This window comes from Rubrobacter taiwanensis, assembly GCF_004337705.1.
In the GTDB taxonomy this organism is placed as follows: domain Bacteria; phylum Actinomycetota; class Rubrobacteria; order Rubrobacterales; family Rubrobacteraceae; genus Rubrobacter_C; species Rubrobacter_C taiwanensis.
The window spans coordinates 358980-379757 of record NZ_SKBU01000015.1 but is presented as its reverse complement, the minus strand read 5'-3'; the positions used below and the strand labels follow the sequence as shown (position 1 = coordinate 379757).

At 67.6% G+C, this 20778-nt stretch carries 21 protein-coding genes and 1 tRNA gene; 17 read left to right on the top strand and 5 right to left on the bottom strand.

The genetic code is table 11. The annotated features are described in order from the left end of the window. Positions 1-136: 136 nt before the first annotated feature. Positions 137-1036 carry an ROK family protein gene (locus E0L93_RS09635; RefSeq protein ID WP_132691283.1) on the bottom strand — a complete coding sequence of 300 codons (900 nt, stop codon included), beginning with the start codon at positions 1034-1036 and terminating at the stop codon, positions 137-139. 47 nt (positions 1037-1083) lie between these two features. Between E0L93_RS09635 and kynU the strand changes: the two genes are divergently transcribed. From kynU to E0L93_RS09605, 6 genes are all read left to right on the top strand, one after another. Continuing rightward, positions 1084-2358 (top strand): kynureninase, encoded by a 1275-nt coding sequence (gene kynU / locus E0L93_RS09630; RefSeq protein WP_132691281.1) that lies wholly within the window; start codon positions 1084-1086, stop codon positions 2356-2358. Then, the gene (kynB, locus tag E0L93_RS09625; protein WP_132691279.1) at positions 2355-2987 is read left to right on the top strand and encodes an arylformamidase; all 633 of its coding nucleotides are present in this window, start codon (positions 2355-2357) and stop codon (positions 2985-2987) included. Before kynU ends, kynB begins: the two co-directional genes overlap by 4 nt. A 114-nt stretch (positions 2988-3101) precedes the next feature. Next, complete coding sequence (locus E0L93_RS09620) at positions 3102-5831, top strand: alpha-mannosidase (RefSeq protein WP_132691277.1); 2730 nt, start codon at positions 3102-3104, stop codon at positions 5829-5831. A 16-nt stretch (positions 5832-5847) separates the two neighbouring features. Continuing rightward, entirely contained in the window at positions 5848-7182 is a 1335-nt protein-coding gene (locus tag E0L93_RS09615) for a substrate-binding domain-containing protein (protein ID WP_132691275.1), read from the top strand. 43 nt (positions 7183-7225) lie between these two features. After that, a complete protein-coding gene (locus E0L93_RS09610; protein WP_132691273.1) occupies positions 7226-8140 on the top strand; it encodes a carbohydrate ABC transporter permease in 915 nt (304 codons plus the stop codon). After that, positions 8137-8991, top strand: a complete 855-nt coding sequence (locus E0L93_RS09605) for a carbohydrate ABC transporter permease (RefSeq protein ID WP_243638175.1) — start codon at positions 8137-8139, stop codon at positions 8989-8991. Before E0L93_RS09610 ends, E0L93_RS09605 begins: the two co-directional genes overlap by 4 nt. 1 nt (position 8992) lies before the next feature. On the opposite strand, the gene E0L93_RS09600 is transcribed toward E0L93_RS09605, so the two are convergent. From E0L93_RS09600 to E0L93_RS09585, 4 genes are all read right to left on the bottom strand, one after another. Beyond that, positions 8993-9235 (bottom strand): hypothetical protein, encoded by a 243-nt coding sequence (locus tag E0L93_RS09600; RefSeq protein ID WP_132691269.1) that lies wholly within the window; start codon positions 9233-9235, stop codon positions 8993-8995. An 89-nt stretch (positions 9236-9324) separates the two neighbouring features. Further along, complete coding sequence (locus E0L93_RS09595) at positions 9325-9564, bottom strand: hypothetical protein (RefSeq protein WP_132691267.1); 240 nt, start codon at positions 9562-9564, stop codon at positions 9325-9327. A 64-nt stretch (positions 9565-9628) separates the two neighbouring features. Beyond that, on the bottom strand, positions 9629-9970 hold the full coding sequence (locus E0L93_RS09590) for a hypothetical protein (RefSeq protein ID WP_132691265.1): 342 nt from the start codon (positions 9968-9970) through the stop codon (positions 9629-9631). 49 nt (positions 9971-10019) lie between these two features. Further along, positions 10020-10445, bottom strand: coding sequence for a recombinase family protein (locus E0L93_RS09585; RefSeq protein ID WP_132691263.1), 426 nt, complete (start codon positions 10443-10445; stop codon positions 10020-10022). A 56-nt stretch (positions 10446-10501) separates the two neighbouring features. On the opposite strand from E0L93_RS09585, the gene E0L93_RS09580 reads away from it, so the two are divergent. From E0L93_RS09580 to purF, 11 genes are all read left to right on the top strand, one after another. Beyond that, positions 10502-10575, top strand: a tRNA-Pro gene (locus tag E0L93_RS09580). Then, complete coding sequence (locus tag E0L93_RS15830; protein WP_165874283.1) at positions 10545-10715, top strand: hypothetical protein; 171 nt, start codon at positions 10545-10547, stop codon at positions 10713-10715. Before E0L93_RS09580 ends, E0L93_RS15830 begins: the two co-directional genes overlap by 31 nt. 45 nt (positions 10716-10760) lie before the next feature. Further along, positions 10761-11522 (top strand): ParB N-terminal domain-containing protein, encoded by a 762-nt coding sequence (locus E0L93_RS09575; protein WP_132691261.1) that lies wholly within the window; start codon positions 10761-10763, stop codon positions 11520-11522. A gap of 137 nt (positions 11523-11659) precedes the next feature. Then, entirely contained in the window at positions 11660-12937 is a 1278-nt protein-coding gene (locus E0L93_RS09570; protein ID WP_132691259.1) for an adenylosuccinate synthase, read from the top strand. A 3-nt stretch (positions 12938-12940) separates the two neighbouring features. Next, positions 12941-14215 carry a phosphoribosylamine--glycine ligase gene (purD, locus tag E0L93_RS09565; RefSeq protein ID WP_132691257.1) on the top strand — a complete coding sequence of 425 codons (1275 nt, stop codon included), beginning with the start codon at positions 12941-12943 and terminating at the stop codon, positions 14213-14215. A 19-nt stretch (positions 14216-14234) separates the two neighbouring features. Continuing rightward, positions 14235-15548 carry an adenylosuccinate lyase gene (purB, locus tag E0L93_RS09560; protein ID WP_132691255.1) on the top strand — a complete coding sequence of 438 codons (1314 nt, stop codon included), beginning with the start codon at positions 14235-14237 and terminating at the stop codon, positions 15546-15548. Next, positions 15541-16248: a phosphoribosylaminoimidazolesuccinocarboxamide synthase gene (gene purC, locus E0L93_RS09555; protein ID WP_132691253.1), complete on the top strand. Its 708-nt coding sequence runs from the start codon at positions 15541-15543 to the stop codon at positions 16246-16248. The genes purB and purC overlap by 8 nt, the downstream gene beginning before the upstream one ends. A gap of 7 nt (positions 16249-16255) precedes the next feature. Then, positions 16256-16495 carry a phosphoribosylformylglycinamidine synthase subunit PurS gene (purS, locus tag E0L93_RS09550; RefSeq protein WP_132691251.1) on the top strand — a complete coding sequence of 80 codons (240 nt, stop codon included), beginning with the start codon at positions 16256-16258 and terminating at the stop codon, positions 16493-16495. After that, a complete protein-coding gene (gene purQ, locus E0L93_RS09545) occupies positions 16492-17163 on the top strand; it encodes a phosphoribosylformylglycinamidine synthase subunit PurQ (RefSeq protein WP_132691249.1) in 672 nt (223 codons plus the stop codon). Before purS ends, purQ begins: the two co-directional genes overlap by 4 nt. Further along, a complete protein-coding gene (purL, locus tag E0L93_RS09540; RefSeq protein WP_132691247.1) occupies positions 17160-19346 on the top strand; it encodes a phosphoribosylformylglycinamidine synthase subunit PurL in 2187 nt (728 codons plus the stop codon). Before purQ ends, purL begins: the two co-directional genes overlap by 4 nt. Beyond that, positions 19343-20776: an amidophosphoribosyltransferase gene (gene purF / locus E0L93_RS09535; RefSeq protein WP_132691245.1), complete on the top strand. Its 1434-nt coding sequence runs from the start codon at positions 19343-19345 to the stop codon at positions 20774-20776. Before purL ends, purF begins: the two co-directional genes overlap by 4 nt. The last annotated feature ends 2 nt before the right edge of the window (positions 20777-20778 follow it).

Genomic DNA, 20778 nt, shown 5'->3' with positions numbered 1-20778 from the left:
ATCGGGTACGCATAACGTCCCGGGCCTCTCGCTCCAGGTGTCTGAGGACCTATCCGGCAATAGGTTGTGGCGCCATGATGTACGCCTCAGCGGGGGATTTGGATCTCCGGAAGTATAGCACCGCGTCCTGCGGGCTTCATCCGGGACTCGCGGCACGCCTCTCCGCCAGCGCCCGCGCCCCGTAGATGCCGCTTCTCTCCCCGAGGTGGGCCCGCCGGATCTCCACCCCCCGGAAGGCGGGCAGCGTGATCTCCGCCTCCACCGCCTCCCGCGCGAGCTCGAGGAAGAGGTCGGATTGCGACACCCCGCCGCCCAGCAGCACTACTTCCGGGTCATAGGCGTAGACGGCGTTCGCCAGCGCCCGGCCCAGATCCCGTGCCGAGGCCTCCACCACCCGGCGGGCGAGGCCGTCGCCCCCGGCGGCGGCCTCCAGAACCTCCCGCGCCCCGCCCGCCCCCACTCTCCGGCCGGCCTCCCGTGCCCGGCGGGCTATCGCGGTGCCGGAGGCCACGACCTCCGGGCAGCCGAACCTCCCGCAGCGGCACCGGGGCCCGTCGGTGATGGGAGCGTGCCCCAGCTCCACGGCGTAGCCGCGCGCGCCGCCGAAGATCTCGCCCCCGACTACCAGCCCGGTCCCGATGCCGGTGGAGACCGTGACGTAGAGCACCGGATCGCGCCCGCACCCGCCGCCGTGGGCCGACTCGCCCAGTGCTCCCAGGTTGGCGTCGTTCTCCAGCGCCGCCGGAACCCCCAGCCGCTCCTCCAGGATGCCTGCCACCTCCAGGCCCCACCACGCCGCCGAGAGGTTAGGAGGGTTGAGCACGACCCCGCTCCTCGGGTCCAGCGGTCCCGGACAGCCGACGCCCACGGCCCCGATCCCCGGCAGCTCCCGCAGCGCGGCCGAGATCTCCTCCAGCACGTCTCCTCCACGGGGCGTGGGGAACTCCTTCCACTCCCGCGGCTCGTGCTCCCCCTCCGCGAAGAGCGCGATCCGGGTCCGCGTCCCCCCAATGTCCACCGCGGCGACCGGGCTCATGCTGTCCTCGCCTCTCCCACTCCGCTATGATACTGTCCGGAGGAGCCATGTTCGACGCCACGCAGGAGTTCGCGCACGCTCTGGACCGGGACGACCCGCTCGCCCGGTTCCGGGAGGAGTTCTACCTGCAGCCGGGGCGCATCTATCTCGACGGCAACTCGCTCGGGCTCCTCTCCCGGCGGGCCGAGCGCTCGCTGGGGGAGATCGTCGAGAGCTGGAAGATTCGGGGCATAGACGGCTGGACGGAGGGCGGGCATCCCTGGTTCTACCTCTCCGAACGGCTGGGCGCGCTGGCCGCTCCGCTCCTCGGGGCCGAGCCTCCGGAGGTGATCGTCACCGGGTCTACGACGGTGAACCTGCACCAGCTGCTGGCCACCTTCTACCGCCCGGCGGGGAGGCGCACGAAGATCCTGGCCGACGAGCTGGCCTTCCCCTCGGACATCTACGCCATTGCGGGCCAGCTCCGCCTCCGCGGCCTGGACCCGGCCGAACACCTCCTGCGCGTCCCGAGCCGGGACGGCCGCACGCTGGAGGAGGAAGATATCCTGGCGGCCATGACCGGCGAGGTCGCCGTGGCCGTCCTGCCGACCGTCCTCTACCGCAGCGGCCAGCTGCTGGACGCCGGGCGGATAGCTGCCGAGGCGCGCCGGAAGGGGGTGCTCCTCGGGCTGGACGCCTCACACTCCGTCGGGGCCGTCCCGCACGCCTTCGATGAGTGGGGCGTGGATTTTGCGGTCTGGTGCGGCTACAAGTATCTGAACGGCGGGCCGGGGGCGGTCGGGGGGCTGTACGTGAACCGGCGGCACTTCGGAGCGCTCCCCGGCCTCGCCGGATGGTTCGGCTCGGACAAGGAACGCCAGTTCGACATGGAGCATGAGTTCGCACCGGCGGAGGGAGCGGGGGCGTACCAGATCGGGACGCCGCACATCCTCAGCGCGGCGCCGCTCATCGGGGCGCTGGAGATGTTCGCCGAGGCCGGTATCGGGCGCCTGCGCGAGAAGTCGCTGCGCCTCACGGAGTACATGATGCGTCTCATCGAGCACGAGCTGGCCGGGATGGGCTTCCGCATCGGCAACCCGCGCGAAGAGGAGCGCCGGGGCGGGCACGTCGCTCTGGAGCACGAGAGAGCGCCCGGCATCTGCCGGGCGCTCAAAGAGCGGGGCGTCGTTCCGGACTTCCGGGCTCCCGACGTCATCCGGCTGGCCCCGGCGCCGCTGTACGTCTCCTTCGCCGATGTGTGGGAGGCGGTGCGGCGGCTGAAGGAGATTATGACCGCCCGGGAGTACCGCCGCTACGACAACCGGCGCGGCGTGGTCGCGTGAGGGAGATAATAGATATCTCGCAGCCGCTGCGGGAGGGGATGCCCGTCTGGCCCGGCGACACGGAGTTCGCCTTCTCTCTGGTCTGGACCATCGCGCAGAGCGGGTCGGTGAACGTCGGGCGGCTGGAGCTGAGCACCCACGCCGGGACGCACGTAGACGCCCCGTTCCACTTCGACGACTCCGGCGCGAAGGTGCACGAGCTCGAGCTCGAGCGCTACATCGGCCCCGCCCGCGTCATAGACGCCGCCGGGCACCCGGCCCTCGGCGCTGCCGAGCTGCGGCGGCACGACCTCGGGGGCGCCGAGCGGATCCTGATCAGGACCGGCTCCTGGACCGACCGCTCGCGCTTCCCGCGCGGGATCACCTGCCTCCGGCCCGACGCCGCCGGGTACCTGGCGGAGCGGGGCGTGCGCCTGATCGGGGTGGACACCCCTTCCGTGGACCCGGTGGAGAGCAGGGAGCTGCCGGCGCACCATGCGCTGCTCAGACATGATATACATATACTCGAAGGCATAGTTCTGGACGGGGTCGAGCCCGGAGACTACGAGCTCGTCGCCCTGCCGCTGGCGCTTCGGAGCGCCGACGCCAGCCCGGTCCGGGCGGTGCTGCTCGGAGGGAGCAAAGATTAAACTTCTCCAATTCTCCGGAGAACCCGTACGGTTTGCCGCCCCGCGTGGATATAGTTTGAGACGGATGCCCGTAAGAAAGAGACGAGACTGGAGAGGTGAAGCCGGTAGAGAGCGATGGCGGCGCATGCAAGATCCTTCGCCGAGGAGGTTTCCACAGATCCCGAATCCCTGCACATCATCGTGGTCCCGCACTCGCATTGGGATCGCGAATGGTATGCGACGTTCGAGCAGTTCCGGTTCTATCTGGTCCGGTTCATGGACGAGCTCATCGAGCTGCTCGAGGAGGACGATGAGTTCCGTTCTTTCCTGCTCGACGGTCAGGTAATCCTTTTAGAAGACTATCTGCACATCCGTCCGGAGAATGAGGCGCGGCTGCGGCGGCTGATCCGCGAGGGCCGCATAGACATCGGACCCTGGTACATCCAGCCGGACGAGGCGCTGGTCAGCGGGGAGGCGCTCGTGCGCAACCTCTTGATCGGGGACCGCAAGGCGCGGGAGTTCGGACCGGTGATGAAGCAGGGGTATGTGCCGGACACGTTCGGGCACATAAGCCAGCTGCCCCAGATCCTGCGCGGCTTCGGCATAAACACCTTCTACTTCATGCGGGGGCTCGGGCGGGATCTCCGGGACATCCGCTCCGAGTTCTGGTGGGAGGCTCCGGACGGCTCGCGGGTGCTGGCGCATAACCTGTCCGAGAGCTACTCAAACGCCGCCGTCCTGGACTCCGATCCGCGCAAGATCTCCATAGACCACGGGGAGAACGTCAGCTACGACAGCCTCTTCGAGCTGCGGGACCGGCTGGCCGAGCGGACGGACAGCGACACCATCCTGCTGTTGAACGGCAGCGATCACATGGCCGTCCAGAGGGAGTTCTCCCGCTACATCTCCGGTCTGGACGCGGCGATGAAAGACCGGGTGTACAACGGCCGGCTGGAGGACTTCGAGCGCAGGATCCGGGAGTCCGGCATCCGGCTGAAGTCCTACCGGGGAGAGCTGAGGTTCGGGCGCTACCACAACGTTCTCAAGAACGTCCTCTCGACCAGGATCTACCTCAAGCAGGAGAACGAGGCGGCGCAGCAGTTTCTGGAGGGGCCGGTCGAGCGGTTCTCCTCGATGGCTTTCGTGGCGGGAGCCCGGGATCAGTCGGCCTTCCTGCGCCACTGCTGGGAGGATTTGCTGCGCAACCACGCCCACGACTCCATCTGCGGCTGCTCCATAGACGAGGTGCACCGGGAGATGAGCGCCCGGTCGCGCCGGGTGATGCAGGTCGGCCGGAAGGTGCTGGAGGAGTCGCTCGGGCATCTGGCCGGCCGGGTCGCGCCGCCGGCCCGGAACGGCGAGATCCCGATCGTGGTCTTCAATCCCAGCCCGTGGGAGCGCGGCGGGAGCGTGACGGTCGGCGTGCTGCCGTACAAGGCTCCCCCTTACGGCCGGCGCATCTTCAGCTGGAGCGGGCGGAAGGAGATCACACCCGACGACTACCATCTCATGGACCCCGACGGGAGGGAGATCCCCTTCGAGATCGTCGGAGAGAAGCCCTCCGTAGAGGATATCCTCAACCGGCGCAAGTTTATGATCCGGGTCCTGATCAGGTTCGACGCAGACCGCATACCCCCGATGGGCTACCGCACCTACCGGCTGGTGCCCAACGGCTCCAGCGAGCGCCTCGATCCCGCTCCCTCCGGGCGGGAGCGGGAGCCCGTGCTGGAGAACGAGTACCTCACGGTCCGGGCCGGGGAGGACGGAACGCTTGCCATCGTCCACAAGGAGTCCGGACGCGTCTACGCCGGTATGAACCGGTTCGTGGACGAGGGAGACGGGGGCGACGAGTATACCTTCTCCCCGCCACCGGAGCAGACGGTGCTGGATTCCGGAGACATCGACTGGCGGGTGAAGGGCGGCGACGACCCGCACGAGCTCGTCCTCTCCGGCGAGTTCGAGCTCCCCTCCGGGCTCACCGCCGACCGCCGGGCCCGTTCGAAGATGACGGTGAGCTGCTCCATAACCAGCCGCGTCCGGCTCCGGCCCGGCTCCCGCCGCGTGGACATCCGCACCGAGTTCGATAACCGGGCGCTCGACCACCGGCTGCGCGTCCTCTTCCCCACGGGGCTCAAGGTGCGGGAGTCCATCGCCGAGACGGCCTTCGGCGTGGTCCGCCGCCCGACGCTCCCGGAGGACAGCGAGGGCTGGCGGGAGCGGATGTCCGGCATCCACGGCCAGCGGCGCTTCGTCTGCGTCGAGGAGAACGGGACCGGGCTCGCCGTGCTTAACAAGGGGCTGCCGGAGTACGAGGCCACCGATGAGGGAGAGGTCTTCCTCACCCTGCTCCGGAGCGTCGGCTGGCTCTCGCGCGACGACCTCGCCGTCAGGCCCGTCCCCGCCGGTCCTGCGGTCCCGACTCCCGAGGCCCAGTGCCCGGGACCGCAGGTGTTCGAGTACTCCCTGGTCCCGTACGCCGGGGGCTGGGAGTCGGCCGGGGTCTACCGGCACGCCGAGGAGATCTGGGTTTCCCTGCAGGGCAAGGCGGTTCAGCGGGACCGCAGATACGCCGGCTACGAGCCACTGGAGCATGCTTCCTTCCTCGAGATACATCCCGAAACCGTCATCCTCAGCGCGCTTAAGCGGGCCGAGGAAGGCGAAGGACTCATCCTGCGCGTTTTCAACGCTTCAGATAAGACAGTTTGCACGAAGTTGAAATTCGGGTTACCATTGGTCTCAGCACAGCGCGTGAACCTCAACGAAGAGGGGGGCGAGAGTGTTGAGGTTCGGGATAACGCAGTGCATCTGGCTATAGGAGGAGCCAGAATAGAGACACTGCGAATATGCTTCGCTCGTAGCCGTTAGGGGAAAGGAGCGTAACATGAAGAGTAGGCGTGTCGGGCGCCGCGTTTTGTCCCGGAATGCAAGCGGCATAAGCCGCCGCGACTTCCTAAAGCTGAGCGGCGCTGGGGTGGCCGGGCTCGCGCTTATGGGCGTGGCCGGCTGCGGCCCGGGGGACGAGCTGCAGGAGACGCTGCAGTGGCAGGCCATACCCTCGTACTCGCTGGAGGGCACCGATCAGGCCCGGGTCGAGTATCTGCAGGAGGCCATCGCCCGGTGGGAGGAGGAGCACGGCTACACCATCGAGCCGCTGGTCACCGTGGCGGACATCGGGGCGGCCAACGCCCGGCTGCTGGAGCAGGCCTCTCAGGGCCGGGCGCCGGACACGGCGATGGTGGACTCCTATCTCTTCCCCCGCTTCTATGAGCACGTGCAGCCGCTGGAGGATCTGGGCGAGGGCGTCTCTCTCGACGACTACTTCCCCTTCGCGCAGGACCTCATGACAGACGATGCTGGAGAGGTGCGGGGGCTCATGTTCACCACCGACGTGCGGGTACTCTACTACCGGAGGGACCTCATAGACACGCCGCCCGCTTCGTGGGACGAGGTGCTGGAGCTGGGCCGGGATCTGGCGAACGAGGGTCTTGACGCCTACCTCTTCCCGGCGGGCCGGGACGAGGCTACGATGACGACAACGGTCCTGCCGCTCTTCTGGTCTCAGGGCGGAGAGCTCACCGATGAAGAAGGGAACCCCGTCTTCGCCGAGGGTGCCAACCGGGAGGCGATGATCAACGTTCTGGAGTACATCCGGAGCTGCGTGCAGGAGGGCATCACGCCGCAGCGCGTGACGACCTACGGGCTGGAGACGGATCTCAACGGGGATGCCGCCTCGGGGAACACGGCCATGTTCCACGGCGGCAACTGGCAGGTGAGCATGCTGCAGGAGATCGTGGGGGAGGAGGAGTTCGTCGAGCAGTGGGGGGTGGCGCCCATACCCGCCGAGGACGGCTCCAGCTTCGCGACTACCTCTGGTGGGCAGATGTGGGGGATCTTCACCGAGGATCCGGAGAAGCGGGAGGCGGCCATAAGCTTCCTCAACGCCGTCTTCGTGGGAGATGAGGGCATGACGGGCTGGTGCAACGTCGGCGGGTATCTGCCCCCGCGCGAGACGGTCTTCGACCTGCCGGAGTACGAGGGGAACGAGTACACGGATTCCTTCCGGGAGCATCTGGACCAGTACGCGCGGGTACGGCCTGCGGCGGAGGTCTACGAGAGCATCTCGGCCGAGATGCAGGTCGCGCTCTCCGGCGTGATCACGGGCGAGACCGAGCCCGAGCAGGCGCTGGACCGGGTTGCGGCTGCGGTGGGAGCCTAGTAGAGAAGCTGGACGACCGGCCGGAGAGGGGGACGCGGGAGCTGTGGAGAAGGTAGCTGAGGAGAAGGCGGCATCCCGCTGGCGGCCGGGCGACACCCCGGTGCCGTGGCTGCTGCCGCTGGCGCTCGTGCTCGTTCTGGTCTTCGTCTACCCGATCCTGGAGATCCTGCGCCTCAGCTTCACCGACGCGAGTCTGGTCAGGCCGGAGTACGCCTACACGCTGGAGTCCTACATAACGCTGCTGCGCTCCCCCGACTTTTTGAGCACGCTGAGGATCACGTTCATCTTCGTCTTCGCGAGCGTGGTCTTTCAGGTTCTGCTGGGGTTCATCATTGCGCTGGTGGTAGATCAGGGCGTGCGGCGGGGGCTGAGGGGGACGATCGTGACGCGCACGGCGGTGCTCTCGGCTTGGGCCATACCGGGGGTCATCATCGGGATCATCTGGAGCATCCTCTACGAGGAGTCGGCGGCGGGCATCCTGAACCACCTCGCGAATCTGGTCGGGTTCGGCTCGATCCCCTTCCTCTCCGAGCCGAACACCGCGCTCGCCTCGGTAACGGTGGCGAACATCTGGCGGGGGACGGCGTTCAGCATGATCCTGATCTACGCCGGGCTGCAGACGCTGCCCGAAGACGTGCTGGAGGCGGCGAAGATAGACGGCGCGAACGCTTGGCAGCGGCTTACGCGGGTCATGATACCGCTGCTGGCCCCGGTGCTGTTCATCACGCTGATAATAGTTACCATAGAGACGTTCAACACCTTCGACATGGTGATGGCGCTCACCGGCGGGGGGCCGGGCCGGGGTACGGAGGTGATAGCGCTCTCGATTTACTACCAGATCTTCCAGCAGCTCAACCTCGGGCGCGGGGCTGCGGCGGCCGTGATGCTGCTGGCCGTGAACATGATCATAACGTTCGTCTATCTCCGGTACATCGAGCGGCGGCAGGGGATTGAATGATGGCCAAGAGAAGTCGGGTTCGCAGGCGGCGGTGGTCTGATGCGGCGCTGTATCTGGCGTTCGCATTCATCACGCTCTTCTTCGTCTTCCCGGTGTTTTGGGTATTCTCGATGTCGCTCAAGTCCGTGCCGGAGCTGTTCGCGACGCCCCCGATCTGGTTCTCCACCGATCCGCAGTGGGAGAACTACGCCTTCGTGCTGCGGAATACACCCATCACCGGCTACCTTCTGAACTCCGCGATCATCGTGTTCTTCACCGTTCTCCTTACGCTGGCCGTCGCGGTCTGCGCTGCCTACGGCTTCTCGCGCTTCAGGTTTCACTTCAAGAAGCCTTCGCTGATGGCGATCCTCGTCTTCCAGATGATCTCGCCGGTCGTCATCGCCATCCCGCTCTACCGCTTCTTCGTGGGGCTGGGATTGCTGAACAACTATGCGAGCCTCATAACCGTCTACGTGGCCGCTTTCTTGCCGTTCACCGTCTGGTTCCTCAAGGGCTACTTCGACACCATCCCCTACGAGCTGGACGAGGCCGCGATCGTGGACGGCTGCACCCGGATGCAGCTGCTCTGGAGGGTGCTGCTCCCCGTGAGTTTGCCGGGGATCGTCTCGGCCGGCATCCTGGTCGGCGTCTTGAGCTGGTCGCAGTTTGTGATCCCGTTCATCCTGCTGGATGATCGCGATCTCTACCCCGTCTCGGTGGGGCTCGTCAACCTGCGGGACTCCGCCGATGCGGTCACGCTCCACTACCTCTCGGCCGCGAGCATCATCGCCATCGCACCGGTGATCGCGGTCTTCGTCCTGATGCAGCGCTACATCGTAAGCGCCCTTACCGCCGGAGCGGTAAAGGGATAGCTCAGCTCTCCAGAACGCCGAGCAGGAAGGCCAGGATCAGATACGCGGCTGCGGCCGCCAGAGCCGTGACGTAGAAGCCCCGATCCGGGAGCACGAGCTGTATCGGGGCCTCAAAGAGCTCTCCGAGGCCGAAGACGGCGGCGACGACCTCGTGGTTCTCCGGTCCGAAGCCCAGGAAGACCAGAGCCACATGGGCCAGTACGACCAGAGCGATCAGGGTCAGGATCGTTCTCAGAAGTCCCACCGGGCGCAGTTCCTTTCTCTCTCCCGCCCTCCGGAGACCAGCATAACGGTCCGGCCGGGCAGATTTCAAACGCCCGCTGGAGACTGGTCCTAGCGGCGCGCGGCCCCCAGCAGGAGGTAGAGCAGGAAGTAAGCTGCGGCGGCCACCAGAGATGTGGTGTAGAATCCGGCGGCCAGGAACATCTGCACCGGCGTCTGCAGCAGGTCTCCGAGCGCGTAGATCACGGAGATGACCTCGTGCGTGTCGGCACCGTATCCCAGGTACACCAAAACCACGTGGGTCAGGATTATGAGGATTACGAGCGCCAGAATGCCTCTGAGCAGCGACATGCCACGTTCCTTTCTTCTCGGGGAGCTTCCCCTATTCTACCGGCGGGCGCGCCGGTAAAGAAGGTCAGGAGATCCGGCGCAACCGGTCCGGGTCCCGCTCCCCGCTCCCGCCGCGCGGGGTCTCTTCGGGCTTCCGGGCAGTGCGCGGCCGGGCGCGGGAGGTCAGCCTCCCGTTTATGAAGAGCGCCAGCCCGGCTACGGCCCAGCAGAGGAGTCCCACGACGAACGTTACCGGGTCGCGCATCAGGACCCCGGAGGCCGCCGCGGCCCCCGGAACCCACCAGAGCGCAAAGAGGAGCCCCGACTCCCGGAGGTTGTGACTGGTCGCCATGTACAGCCCGAGCGCCATCCCCAGGAGGGCCGGGACCAGGAGCAGCATTCCGATGATGGTCAGCAGGAAGCTCACCCGGAGTATATTACCTCCGGCAGAGACGCATCAGAAGGTGCCCGGCCGGTCAATCCCTCCCCTGACGGCCGGCCATCTGGCGGCGGTAGCGCTTCATCGCGGAGAGGAGCTCCTCCCAGGAACGTGCGGGGGACTCGACCCGGTTGCCGTAGAGCGAGAACTTGTGCACGAACTCGTGCAGGGAGCTCTCCGTCTCCGAGATGCACTCCGGCCGGGCGACCAGCAGGACCTCCCAGTCCTCTTCCCACTTGATGTTGTCTATGGCCTCCTTGAGGCCGGGGCGGTGGTAGAGCATGCGCCCCGGGGCCCGCAGGTCGCTGTACTCGGCCACGATCTCATAACCCCGCTCCTCCGCGTACGCGCGAAGCTCCTCCCGCTGCTCTCCGGCCGAGGGGAGCCGGTCTTCAGCATCGGTCCTGATGTAGATCGCTGCCCGGGTCATTGCGGCGAATGTAGATGATACCAGCCACGTCAAGTACGGTTCGTGATCGACCTCTCGCCCGGGAATCTGGTAAGATAGACACGGTACGTCGGGACGTGGCGCAGTCTGGTAGCGCACTCGGCTGGGGGCCGAGTGGTCGCCGGTTCGAATCCGGCCGTCCCGACTCTGGTCTGTGTGGAGGTCGGCGTGACATTCGAGATCTTGCTGGGAATCATAGGGTTCATGCTCGTGATAGTCGTTCTCTTCTTCGGCAGCTTCGTGCTGCTGGATCTGATCTGGGGCCGGCGCGGCGGTGACGTATAGGGCCCCGCGCTCCCTGAAGGTCGTCTGCGGCGAGCTTCCGCCGGTTTGCTAGACGCGCTGCAAAACCTGCGGCTGGTCGAGCTGGACTCGCTCCTTTTGCACGAGGAGCGCGACGAGGCCCGGCTGTCGCGGCTGGTGGAGCGCGTCCAGACCGAGGGCATCCAGCGCAACCCCGTGATCGTGGCTCAGCACGGCGGCCGCCATCTGGTGCTCGACGGTGCTCACCGGGTCTCCGCCCTGAAGGAGCTGGGCTGTCGGCTGGCGCTGGTACAGGTGGTCCGGCCCGGCGGCGCGACAGAGAGCTGGGGGCACCTGCTGGATGCCGCGAGCCTTCGCCGGTTGCTCAAGAGCGCTCCCGGCATCGAGGCGTCCGGGGCCGGGAGCGGCTGGGTGGCCGAGGTGCAGTTCGCCGGCGGCGAGAGGCTCTGGCTCCGGGCGCGGGACGAGGGCGTCGTTCCGGCGGCCCGCGCCATGCGGGAGCTGCAGCGGGCCTATCCGGATGGAGAGCCCGTCCGGCGCGTCGCTCCGGCAGAGGAGGTGGAGATCCCGGAGGGGGCGGCTCTGGTCCGGTACCGGCGCTTCAGCCTGCGCGAGCTCACCGGGCTCGTGGAGCGAGGAGAGGTTTTGCCGGCCGGGATCACGCGCTTTGTCATCCCCGACAGGGTGCTCAACGTGTGCCTGCCGCTCGTGTATCTGAAGGGCGGGAGCCTCGAGGAGCGCAACCGGGAGCTGCGGGAGTTCATCGAGGGGCTGGAGCGGCAGGGCCGTATCCGGCGCTACAGCGAGCCGGTCATCCTCTTCGAGTAGTGCAAAGCTCCCCCATTACGTGCTACATTGCAACAGTGATACGCGGGAGAAGAGCTGCATATCCGGTGCCGAGGGCTCCGGAGCCCGGCCTACCCGCGCACCGGACAGCAGGACACATTCCAGGGGTTGACTGATACATGACAGCTACGGTGGTGGTTGGCCTGGCCTGGGGAGATGAGGGCAAGGGCCGCGTGTGCGACGCGCTGGCCGGGGACGCCCGCTATGTGGCCCGCTACTCCGGCGGCAACAACGCTGGGCACACGATCCGGGTGGGCCAGGAAGAGTTCATTATGCACCTCATCCCCTCCGGCATCGTGCGCGAGGGGGTCGTGTGTACCATCGGCAACGGGGTCGTGGTCAACCCGGAGGTGCTCGCCGGGGAGGTGAAGAGTCTTGAGGCACGGGGGCTGGAGGTGCGCGGCCGGCTCAAGGTGGACGGCCGGGCACACCTCATCATGCCCTACCACATCGCACTCGACGCGCACCGGGAGATAGCGCTCGGAGACGCCAGGATCGGAACCACCAACCGGGGCATCGGGCCGGCCTACGAGGACAAGGTCTCCCGGGCGGGCATCAGGGTGCAGGACCTCTTCGACGAGAACCTGCTGCGCGCCAAGATCAAGGCCGCACTGGTGGAGAAGAACGCCATCATCTCCGGCGTCTACGGCGAAGAGCCGTACGAGGTGGACGGGCTCGTGGAGTGGCTGCTCCCCTTCCGGGAGCTCATAGGCCCGATGGTGGCCGACACCGGGGCCATCCTGCGGGGAGCCGTCGGGCGGGGGGAGCCCGTGCTGCTGGAGGGGGCTCAGGGGACCCTGCTGGACAACGATTTCGGTACCTACCCGTTCGTGACCTCCTCCAGCCCCTCTGCGGGCGGGGTGTGCGTCGGGGCCGGGCTCCCGCCGCGGTGTCTCGGGGAGGTGATCGGCGTCACCAAGTCCTACGCCACACGGGTCGGGGACGGGCCGATGCCCACGGAGCTCTTCGACGAGGTGGGGGAGACCCTGCGCCGGGTCGGGAAGGAGTACGGGCGCACCACCGGGCGGCCGCGGCGGTGCGGGTGGCTGGATCTGGTGGCCGTGAAGTATGCGGCCCGGGTCAACGGCATCACCGGGCTCGCGCTCACCATGCTGGATGTGCTCTCGGCCGTGGAGAGCGTAAACGTCTGCGTGGCGTACGAGATAGACGGCCGGCGGGTGGAGGAGTTCCCCGTGAGTCAGGCCGAGCTGCACCGCGCCCGGCCCGTCTACCGGGAGTTTCCGGGCTGGGGGGAGGACGTCTCGGAGATCCGGGAGCGCGCGAAGCTGCCCGCCGCCGCCCGGGAATTCGTGGACTTTGTGGAGGCCGAGGCAGGAGCGCCGCTGAGGATGATCAGCGTCGGTCCCGAGCGCGATCAGGCCATAGTGGAGGGCTGAGAGGTGCGGGTTCTGGTCGTCGGCGGTGGAGGCAGGGAGCACGCGCTGGTGGAAGCCATCGCCCGCAGCCCGCTGGAGCCTGAGATCTTCGCCGCTCCCGGAAACCCCGGTATCGCGCGGCTCGCCCGCAACGTGGACATCCCCGCCGACGACATCCCGGAGCTGCGGGATTTCGCTAAAGAGAACGGGATAGACCTCACGGTCGTCGGACCGGAGGTGCCGCTCATCGGGGGGATCGCCGACGCCTTCTACGAGGCCGGGCTCAAGCTCTTCGGGCCGTCGCGTGCGGCCGCGCGGATCGAGGGCTCCAAGGCGTTCGCCAAGGAGGTCATGAACCGCGCCGGGGTTCCTACGGCAGACTACCGCATCTTCGAGGACGAGCGGGCTGCGCTGGAGTTCCTGCGGGCGCACCGGGAGTACCCCGTCGTAGTCAAGGCCGACGGGGTGGCCGCGGGCAAGGGGGTGACCGTGGCCGCCTCCGAGGAAGAGGCGGAGGCGGCCGTACGGGCCGCGTTCGGCGGCAGGTTCGGGGCCGCCGGTCGGCGGGTGATCGTCGAGGAATGCCTCGCCGGACGGGAAGCCTCCGTCTTCGCCCTCAGCGACGGGGAGAACATCCTGCCCTTCCTGCCCGCCCGGGACTACAAGCGCATCTACGACAACGACGAGGGACCGAACACCGGCGGCATGGGCGCGTACTGCCCGCTGCTCTGGATGGACCCGGACACCTACAAGCGCATCCTGGAGGAGATTATCCACCCCACCGTTCGCCAGCTCTCCCTGATGGGCAGCTCGTACACCGGACTGCTCTACGCCGGCGTCATGGTGACCGCCGAAGGGCCGAAGGTGCTGGAGTTCAACTGCCGCTTCGGAGACCCGGAGACCCAGGTCCTCCTGCCCCGCCTCGGATCCGACCTGCTAGAGCTCATGATCGCCTGCTGCGAAGACGATCTAGCCGGCCGGGAGGTGGCCTGGTCGGCCGAGAAGGCCGTGTGCGTGGTGCTGGCCTCCGAGGGCTACCCCGAGTCCTCCTCCAGCGGAGACCTCATCTCCGGCCTCGACGACCTGCCGTGCGAGGTGAACATCTACCACGCCGGCACTGCGGAGCGGGACGGGAAGCTCTATACCGCCGGCGGGCGGGTGCTGAACGTGGTCGGGCTGGGCGGCAGCCTCATGGAGGCCCGGGCCCGGGCCTACGCCGCCGTGGAGTCAATAGACTTTACCGGCATGCAGTACCGGACGGACATAGCGCTGGAGGCGCTGGAGATGGAGGAGTTCTAGAGTTGCCGGGAGCGGGGCGGTGATCGAGCGCTATACCCTGCCGGAGATCGGCGCGGTCTGGACCGAGGAGGCGAAGTACCGCGCCTGGCTGGAGGTGGAGCTCGCCGTCTGCCGCGCCCGCGCGGAGCTGGGCGAGATCCCGGAGGACGAAGTGGAAGAGCTCGCCGCCCGCGCAGACTTCACGGTGGAGCGCATCCGGGAGATAGAGGCCGAAACGCAGCACGACGTGATCGCCTTCGTCTCCGCCGTGACCGAGAACGCAGGGGATGTGGCCCGGCACTTCCACTTCGGTCTGACCAGCTCGGACGTGCTGGACACGGCAACCGCCCTGCAGCTCAAGCGATCGCTAACGCTCATCCGCGAGCGGGCGCGCGAGCTCACGCGCCTGCTCGCCGACCTGGCGCTCGAGCATCGCGACACGGTTATGGCCGGCCGGACGCACGGCGTGCACGCCGAACCGACCACGCTCGGGCACAAGTTCGCCGTCTGGGCGTTCGAGATGGAGCGCAACCTGGACCGGCTGGAGCACGCGCTGGAGGTAGCCGCCGTGGGCAAGATCTCGGGCGCCGTCGGCACCTACGCCAACGTAGACCCCCGGGTCGAACGCTCCGCGTGCAAGAGGCTCGGCCTGGCCTCCGAACCCGCCTCGACCCAGATCGTGCAGCGCGACCGGCACGCCGAAGTCCTCTCCGCGCTCGCCATCCTGGGCTCCACGCTGGAGAAGATCGCGCTGGAGATAAGGGGCGCGCAGCGCACCGAGATCCGGGAACTGGCCGAGCCGTTCGGCCGGGGCCAGAGGGGCTCCTCTGCGATGCCGCACAAGCGTAACCCCATCCTCGCCGAAAGAATGTGCGGCCTAGCCCGCCTGCTGCGCGGCAACGCCGCCGTGGGCTTCGAGAACAACGCCCTCTGGCAGGAGCGGGACATCTCGCACTCCTCCGCCGAGCGCGTTGTGCTCCCGGACTCCGCCATCGTCGCCTACTACATGCTGCACACCACCCTGCGCATCCTGCAAGGGTTGGAGATAGACCGCGACAGGATGCGAAAAAACCTGAACCGAAGCGGCGGGATCGTCTACTCCGGACGCGCCCTGCTCGCGCTGGTCGAAGCCGGGATGAACCGCGACGAAGCCTACCGCCTCGTCCAGAGGGCCGCGATGCGCGCCTGGGAGAGCGGGGAGAGCTTCCGGAAGCTGCTGGAACGGGAGGAGCGGGTGCGAGAGCTGCTGGGCTGCAACCTGGACGGACTCTTCGATCCCGCTTACCACCTGCGCCATCAAAGGGTAGTCTTCGACCGTGTGCTGGGGCTGAAGGAGAGGTTGAAGGATGGGTGAGCGCCTGTTGTACGAGGGCAAGGCCAAGCGGGTCCTGGCCACCGGCGATCCCGACGTCCTTCTGCACCGCTACAAGGACGAGGCGACGGCGTTCGACGGCCGCAAGCGCGGTTCCTGGAGGGGCAAGGGCCGCACGAACGCGACCATGAGCGCTGCCATGTTCAGGTATCTGGAGGAGCACGGTGTCCCCACGCACTTTATCGAGCAGGTGGACGACACGACCCTCAAGACGAAACGGCTGGAGATGCTGCCGGTCGAGGTGGTGGTGCGTAACGTGGCCGCGGGCTCGCTCGCAAAGCGCCTCGGCTACGAGGAGGGCACGCCTCTCAGGCAGCCGGTGGTCGAGCTGTACCTTAAGAACGACGAGCTCGGCGATCCGCTGGTGAACCGGTACCACCTCCGGGAGCTGGGGGTGGACGACGGCACGCTCGCCGCCTGTGAGGAGATGGGTCTAAAGGTGAACGATACGTTGAGGCCGTTCTTCGAGGAACGGGGTATAACGCTCGTGGACTTCAAGATCGAGATCGGCCGGGATACCGAGGGGAACTTGCTGCTGGCAGATGAGATATCTCCCGACACCTGCCGCTTCTGGGATCGGGAGACCGGTGAGAGGCTGGATAAGGACCGCTTCCGGCGCGACATGGGCGGTGTAGAGGAGGCCTACGCCGAGGTGCTGCGGCGGGTAACGGGTGAAGGGTGAGGGTGCTATGTCTGAGACCTTGAGGAGGGTCCGCGTTCTCGTCCGGCCCAAGGAGGGCATCCTGGACCCGCAGGGTGAGGCCGTGCGGCGGGCGCTTCCGGCGCTGGGCTTCGGCGGGGTGGGGAGCGTGCACGTGGGCCGCTTGATCGAGCTTGAAGTAGAGGATGAGTCGCAGGTGGAGGATATGTGCCGGCGGCTGCTCGCCAACCCCACGATCGAGGAGTACGAGTGGGAGGTGATCGGGTGAAGATCGGGGTCGTGATCTTCCCCGGCGCCAACTGCGACGCGGACGCTCTCTACGCCGTGGAGCGTATCGGGGCGGAGCCGGTCGAGCTCTGGCACGCGGAGCCCGATCTCAAGGGTGTGGACGCCGTCATCCTCCCCGGCGGCTTCTCCTACGGGGATTACCTGCGCCCCGGCGCGATAGCCCGCTTCTCGAAGGTTATGCGTCCGCTGGAGGAGTTCGCCCGCGGCGGCGGCCCCACTCTGGGCGTCTGCAACGGATTCCAGGTGCTCACCGAAGCCCGCCTGCTGCCCGGAGCGCTCCTTCAGAACATGAGCCTGCGCTTCGTGTGCCGTACCGTGCCCGTGCGCGTCGAACACCCAGATACCCCCTGGAGCGGTGCGTGCGTCCCGGGCGAGATCTTGCACCTCCCCGTCGCCCACAACGAGGGCAACTACTTCGCCGCCGAAGAAACTATAGCTCAGCTTGAGGATGAGGGGCGGGTGATCTTCCGCTATCTGGAGAACCCGAACGGTTCGCGCAACGACATAGCCGGCATCTGCAACGCGGAGCGCAACGTGGTCGGTATGATGCCGCATCCTGAGCGGGTCTCGGATCCCCTCCTCGGCTCGGAGGAGGGGCTGAAGGTGCTGCGTTCGGTACTGGAGTTCGCGGGGGCGAAGGTGCATTGAACCTCGAGGAGACGTACAGATCTCTCGGCCTTTCGGATGCGGAGTACGCTCGCGTGCGGGAGCTGCTCGGGCGGACGCCCAACTTCCTGGAGCTCTCGTTGTTTTCGGTGATGTGGAGCGAGCACTGCGGGTACAAGAACTCCCGCCCGCTGCTGGGGCGTTTCCCGAGTGAGGGGGGGCGGGTCTTGCAGGGGCCGGGGGAGAACGCGGGCGTGGTCGAGGTCGGCGAGGGCTGGGCGCTGGCGTTCAAGGTGGAGAGTCACAATCATCCTTCGGCGGTAGAGCCCTATCAGGGGGCGGCCACCGGGGTGGGAGGGATCATCCGGGACATACTGGCGATGGGGGCGCGGCCGGTGGCCGTGCTGGACTCCCTGCGCTTCGGCGATCCGGCGGACGGGCGGGTTCGCTATCTCTTCCGGGAGGTGGTGCGCGGCATCGGGGGCTACGGGAATCCGGTCGGCGTGCCGACGGTCGGCGGCGAGGTGGAGTTCGCTCCCGCCTACACCGGCAATCCTCTGGTGAACGCGATGTGCGTGGGCCTTCTCCGCGTTGAAGACCTGATGCGTTCACGGGCCGTGGGTGTAGGGAACCGGGTTATCTTGCTCGGGGCCAGAACGGGCCGGGACGGCATCCACGGGGCCACCTTCGCCTCCGACGAGCTCTCCGGGGAGTCCGAGGCGCGGCGGCCGAACGTGCAGGTCGGAGATCCGTTCGCCGGGAAGGTACTGATCGAGGCCTGCCTGGAGCTGCGGCGGCGGGATCTTCTGGTGGCGCTGCAGGATCTCGGAGCAGCCGGGATCACCTCCTCGGCCTCCGAGATGGCGGCCAAGGGCGGGGTCGGCATCGAGATAGAGACGGACAGGGTGCCGCTGCGCGAGGGCGGGATGGAGCCGTGGGAGGTCATGATCTCCGAGTCTCAGGAGCGGATGCTCGCGGTCGTGGAGCCGGAGAGGGTGGAGGAGGTGCTTAAGGTCGCCGCCCGCTACGGGCTCGGGGCGGCCGTCGTGGGGCGGGTCGCGGACCACGGCGAGCTGCGCGTGCTGTGCGGCGGCGAGGTTGCCGGCAGTGTTCCGGCGGAGTATCTGGCCGACGCCCCTGCCTACGAGCGGGAGGTTGTGGAGCCGGAGTATCTGAAAGAAGCGCAGCGGCTGGACGTGGAGGAGATCCCGGTCCCTGGGGATTTCAACGCCGTGCTGTTGCGGATGCTCTCGCACCCCAACCTGTGCTCCCGGCGGTCGGTGTGGGAGCAGTACGACTACCAGGTGCGGACCAACACCGTCGTGGGGCCCGGTGCGGACGCGGCGGTGATGAGGATCAAGGGCACGAAGCTCGGATACGCCGTCGTGACCGACGGGCGGGGGAAGTGGTGCTATCTGGACCCGGAGGGGGGCGGGGCCGCTACGGTCGCCGAGGCGTACCGCAACCTCTCCTGCGTGGGGGCGGAGCCGGTCGCGCTCACAAACTGCCTGAACTTCGGCAGTCCGGAGAAACCGGCCGTCTACTACCAGCTCGCCAGGAGCATCGAGGGCATGTCGCGGGCGTGCGAGGCGCTGGGAACGCCCGTGGTGAGCGGGAACGTCAGCCTGTACAACGAGACCTCCGGCGGTGCGGTCTACCCCACCCCCGTGGTCGGGATGGTCGGCGTGCTGGAGGACGTGAGTTGCCACGCCACGCCCGGCTTCGGGCGGGAGGGGGATGTGGTGGCGGTCGTCGGGGCGTCCGGGCGGGCCTCGCTCGCGGGCTCCGAGTATCTAGAGATAGTGCACGGGCGGGTCGCCGGGAGGCCGCCGGAGCCCGATCTCGCGCTCGAGAAGGAGTGTGCCGACCGGGTGCGCCGCCTCATAGCGGAGGGGCTGGTGGACACGGCGCACGACATCTCCTCCGGCGGGCTCGCCGTGGCCCTCGCCGAGATGGCGATCGCCGGGGGAGTGGGGGTGGAGGTGGAGGTCGGGTCCGGGCGGCGGCCGGATGTGGAGCTCTTCGGAGAGGCCGGCGGGCAGATTCTCATCGCGGTTCCCGGGGAGCGGTGGGACGAGGTGCGGGAGGCTCTCGCGGGCGTGCCCTGGCAGATCATCGGCCGGACGGGTGGAGGGGGACTGAAGATAGGGGGCTTTGTGGATCTAAAGCTGGAGGAGCTGAGGGGGGCTTACGGGCGGGATCTCTTCGCGGAGGAGACCGGATGAGCCTCGCGACAGGAGGGCTCAGGGAGTACTGCGGGGTCTTCGGCATCCGGTCCCGCGAGCTCTCCGGCGAGCTGGCCCAGCGGACGTACTTCGGGCTTTATGCGCTCCAGCACCGGGGGCAGGAGTCGGCCGGGATCGCCGTCTCCGACGGTTCCCGGACGCTCGCCGTGCGCGACGTGGGGCTGGTCTCTCAGATCTTCGACGAGGGCAGGCTGGCCGCGTTGGAGCCGGGCCACATAGCCCTCGGGCACGTCCGGTATTCCACAACCGGCTCTGCCTCCTGGGAGAACGCCCAGCCGGAGTTCGCCGGGCGCGGCGAGACCAATGTCGCCGTGGCGCACAACGGGAATCTGCTGGGCGCTGCCGCGCTGCGGGATGCCCTGGTAGGAGAGGGGTTCGAGTTCAACTCCACATCGGACACGGCCCTCGTCGCCGCCAGCGTCGTGAAGGGTCTGGAGGACGGGATGGACGTGGGGGAGGCCGTCCTCTCGGCCATGGAGCGCCTCTCAGGAGCCTATTCGGTGGCCATGATCGCGGGGGACGCGCTCGTTGCCTTCCGCGACCCGTACGGCTTCCGGCCGCTCGCTATCGGGGGTGTCGAGGGAGGATATGCCGTCTCCAGCGAGACCTGCGGACTGGACATCGTGGGGGCGGAGTACCTGCGAGACGTGGAGCCCGGCGAGGTCGTGGTGATAGACGACGAGGGCCTGCACAGCCTCCGGGGCCTCTCGAAGAGGCGGGCGATGTGCGTCTTCGAGTACGTGTACTTCGCCCGGCCCGATTCGAATCTGGAGGGCCGGGAGGTCGCCGGGGTCCGGCAGCGGATGGGCGAGATACTGGCCGGAGAGGCTCCGGCGGAGGCCGACGTGGTCATCCCGGTCCCGGACTCCGGGATACCGGCAGCGGTGGGCTACTCGCGCGCCAGCGGCATCCCGTTCGCGGAGGGCCTGATCAAGAACCGTTACGTGGGGCGCACCTTCATCGAGCCGACACAGAAGATGCGCCAGCTCGGCATCCGGCTCAAGCTGAACCCGCTGCCGTCCGTGATCTCGGGCCGGCGGGTGGTCGTCATAGACGACTCCATCGTGCGGGGGAATACGAGCCGCAAGATCGTGGAGCTGCTCTTTCAGGCCGGCGCGCGCGAGGTGCACTTCCGGGTCTCCTCGCCGCCGGTCACCGGTCCCTGCTACTATGGGATAGACATGGACACACCGGAGCACCTCGTCGGGGCGAACCACGGGGTGGAGGAGATCCGGGACCAGATCGGGGCCACCTCGCTAGCCTACCTCTCGCTGGAGGGCATGGTCGCGGCTACCGGGCGGAGGAAGGAAAGCCTCTGCCGGGCCTGCTTCGACGGGGAGTACCCTCTCGCCGGGACCGCCGGCAAGTTTGCGCTGGAGCGGCAGTGCGCTTCGCTGGGGGAGAAGTAGCC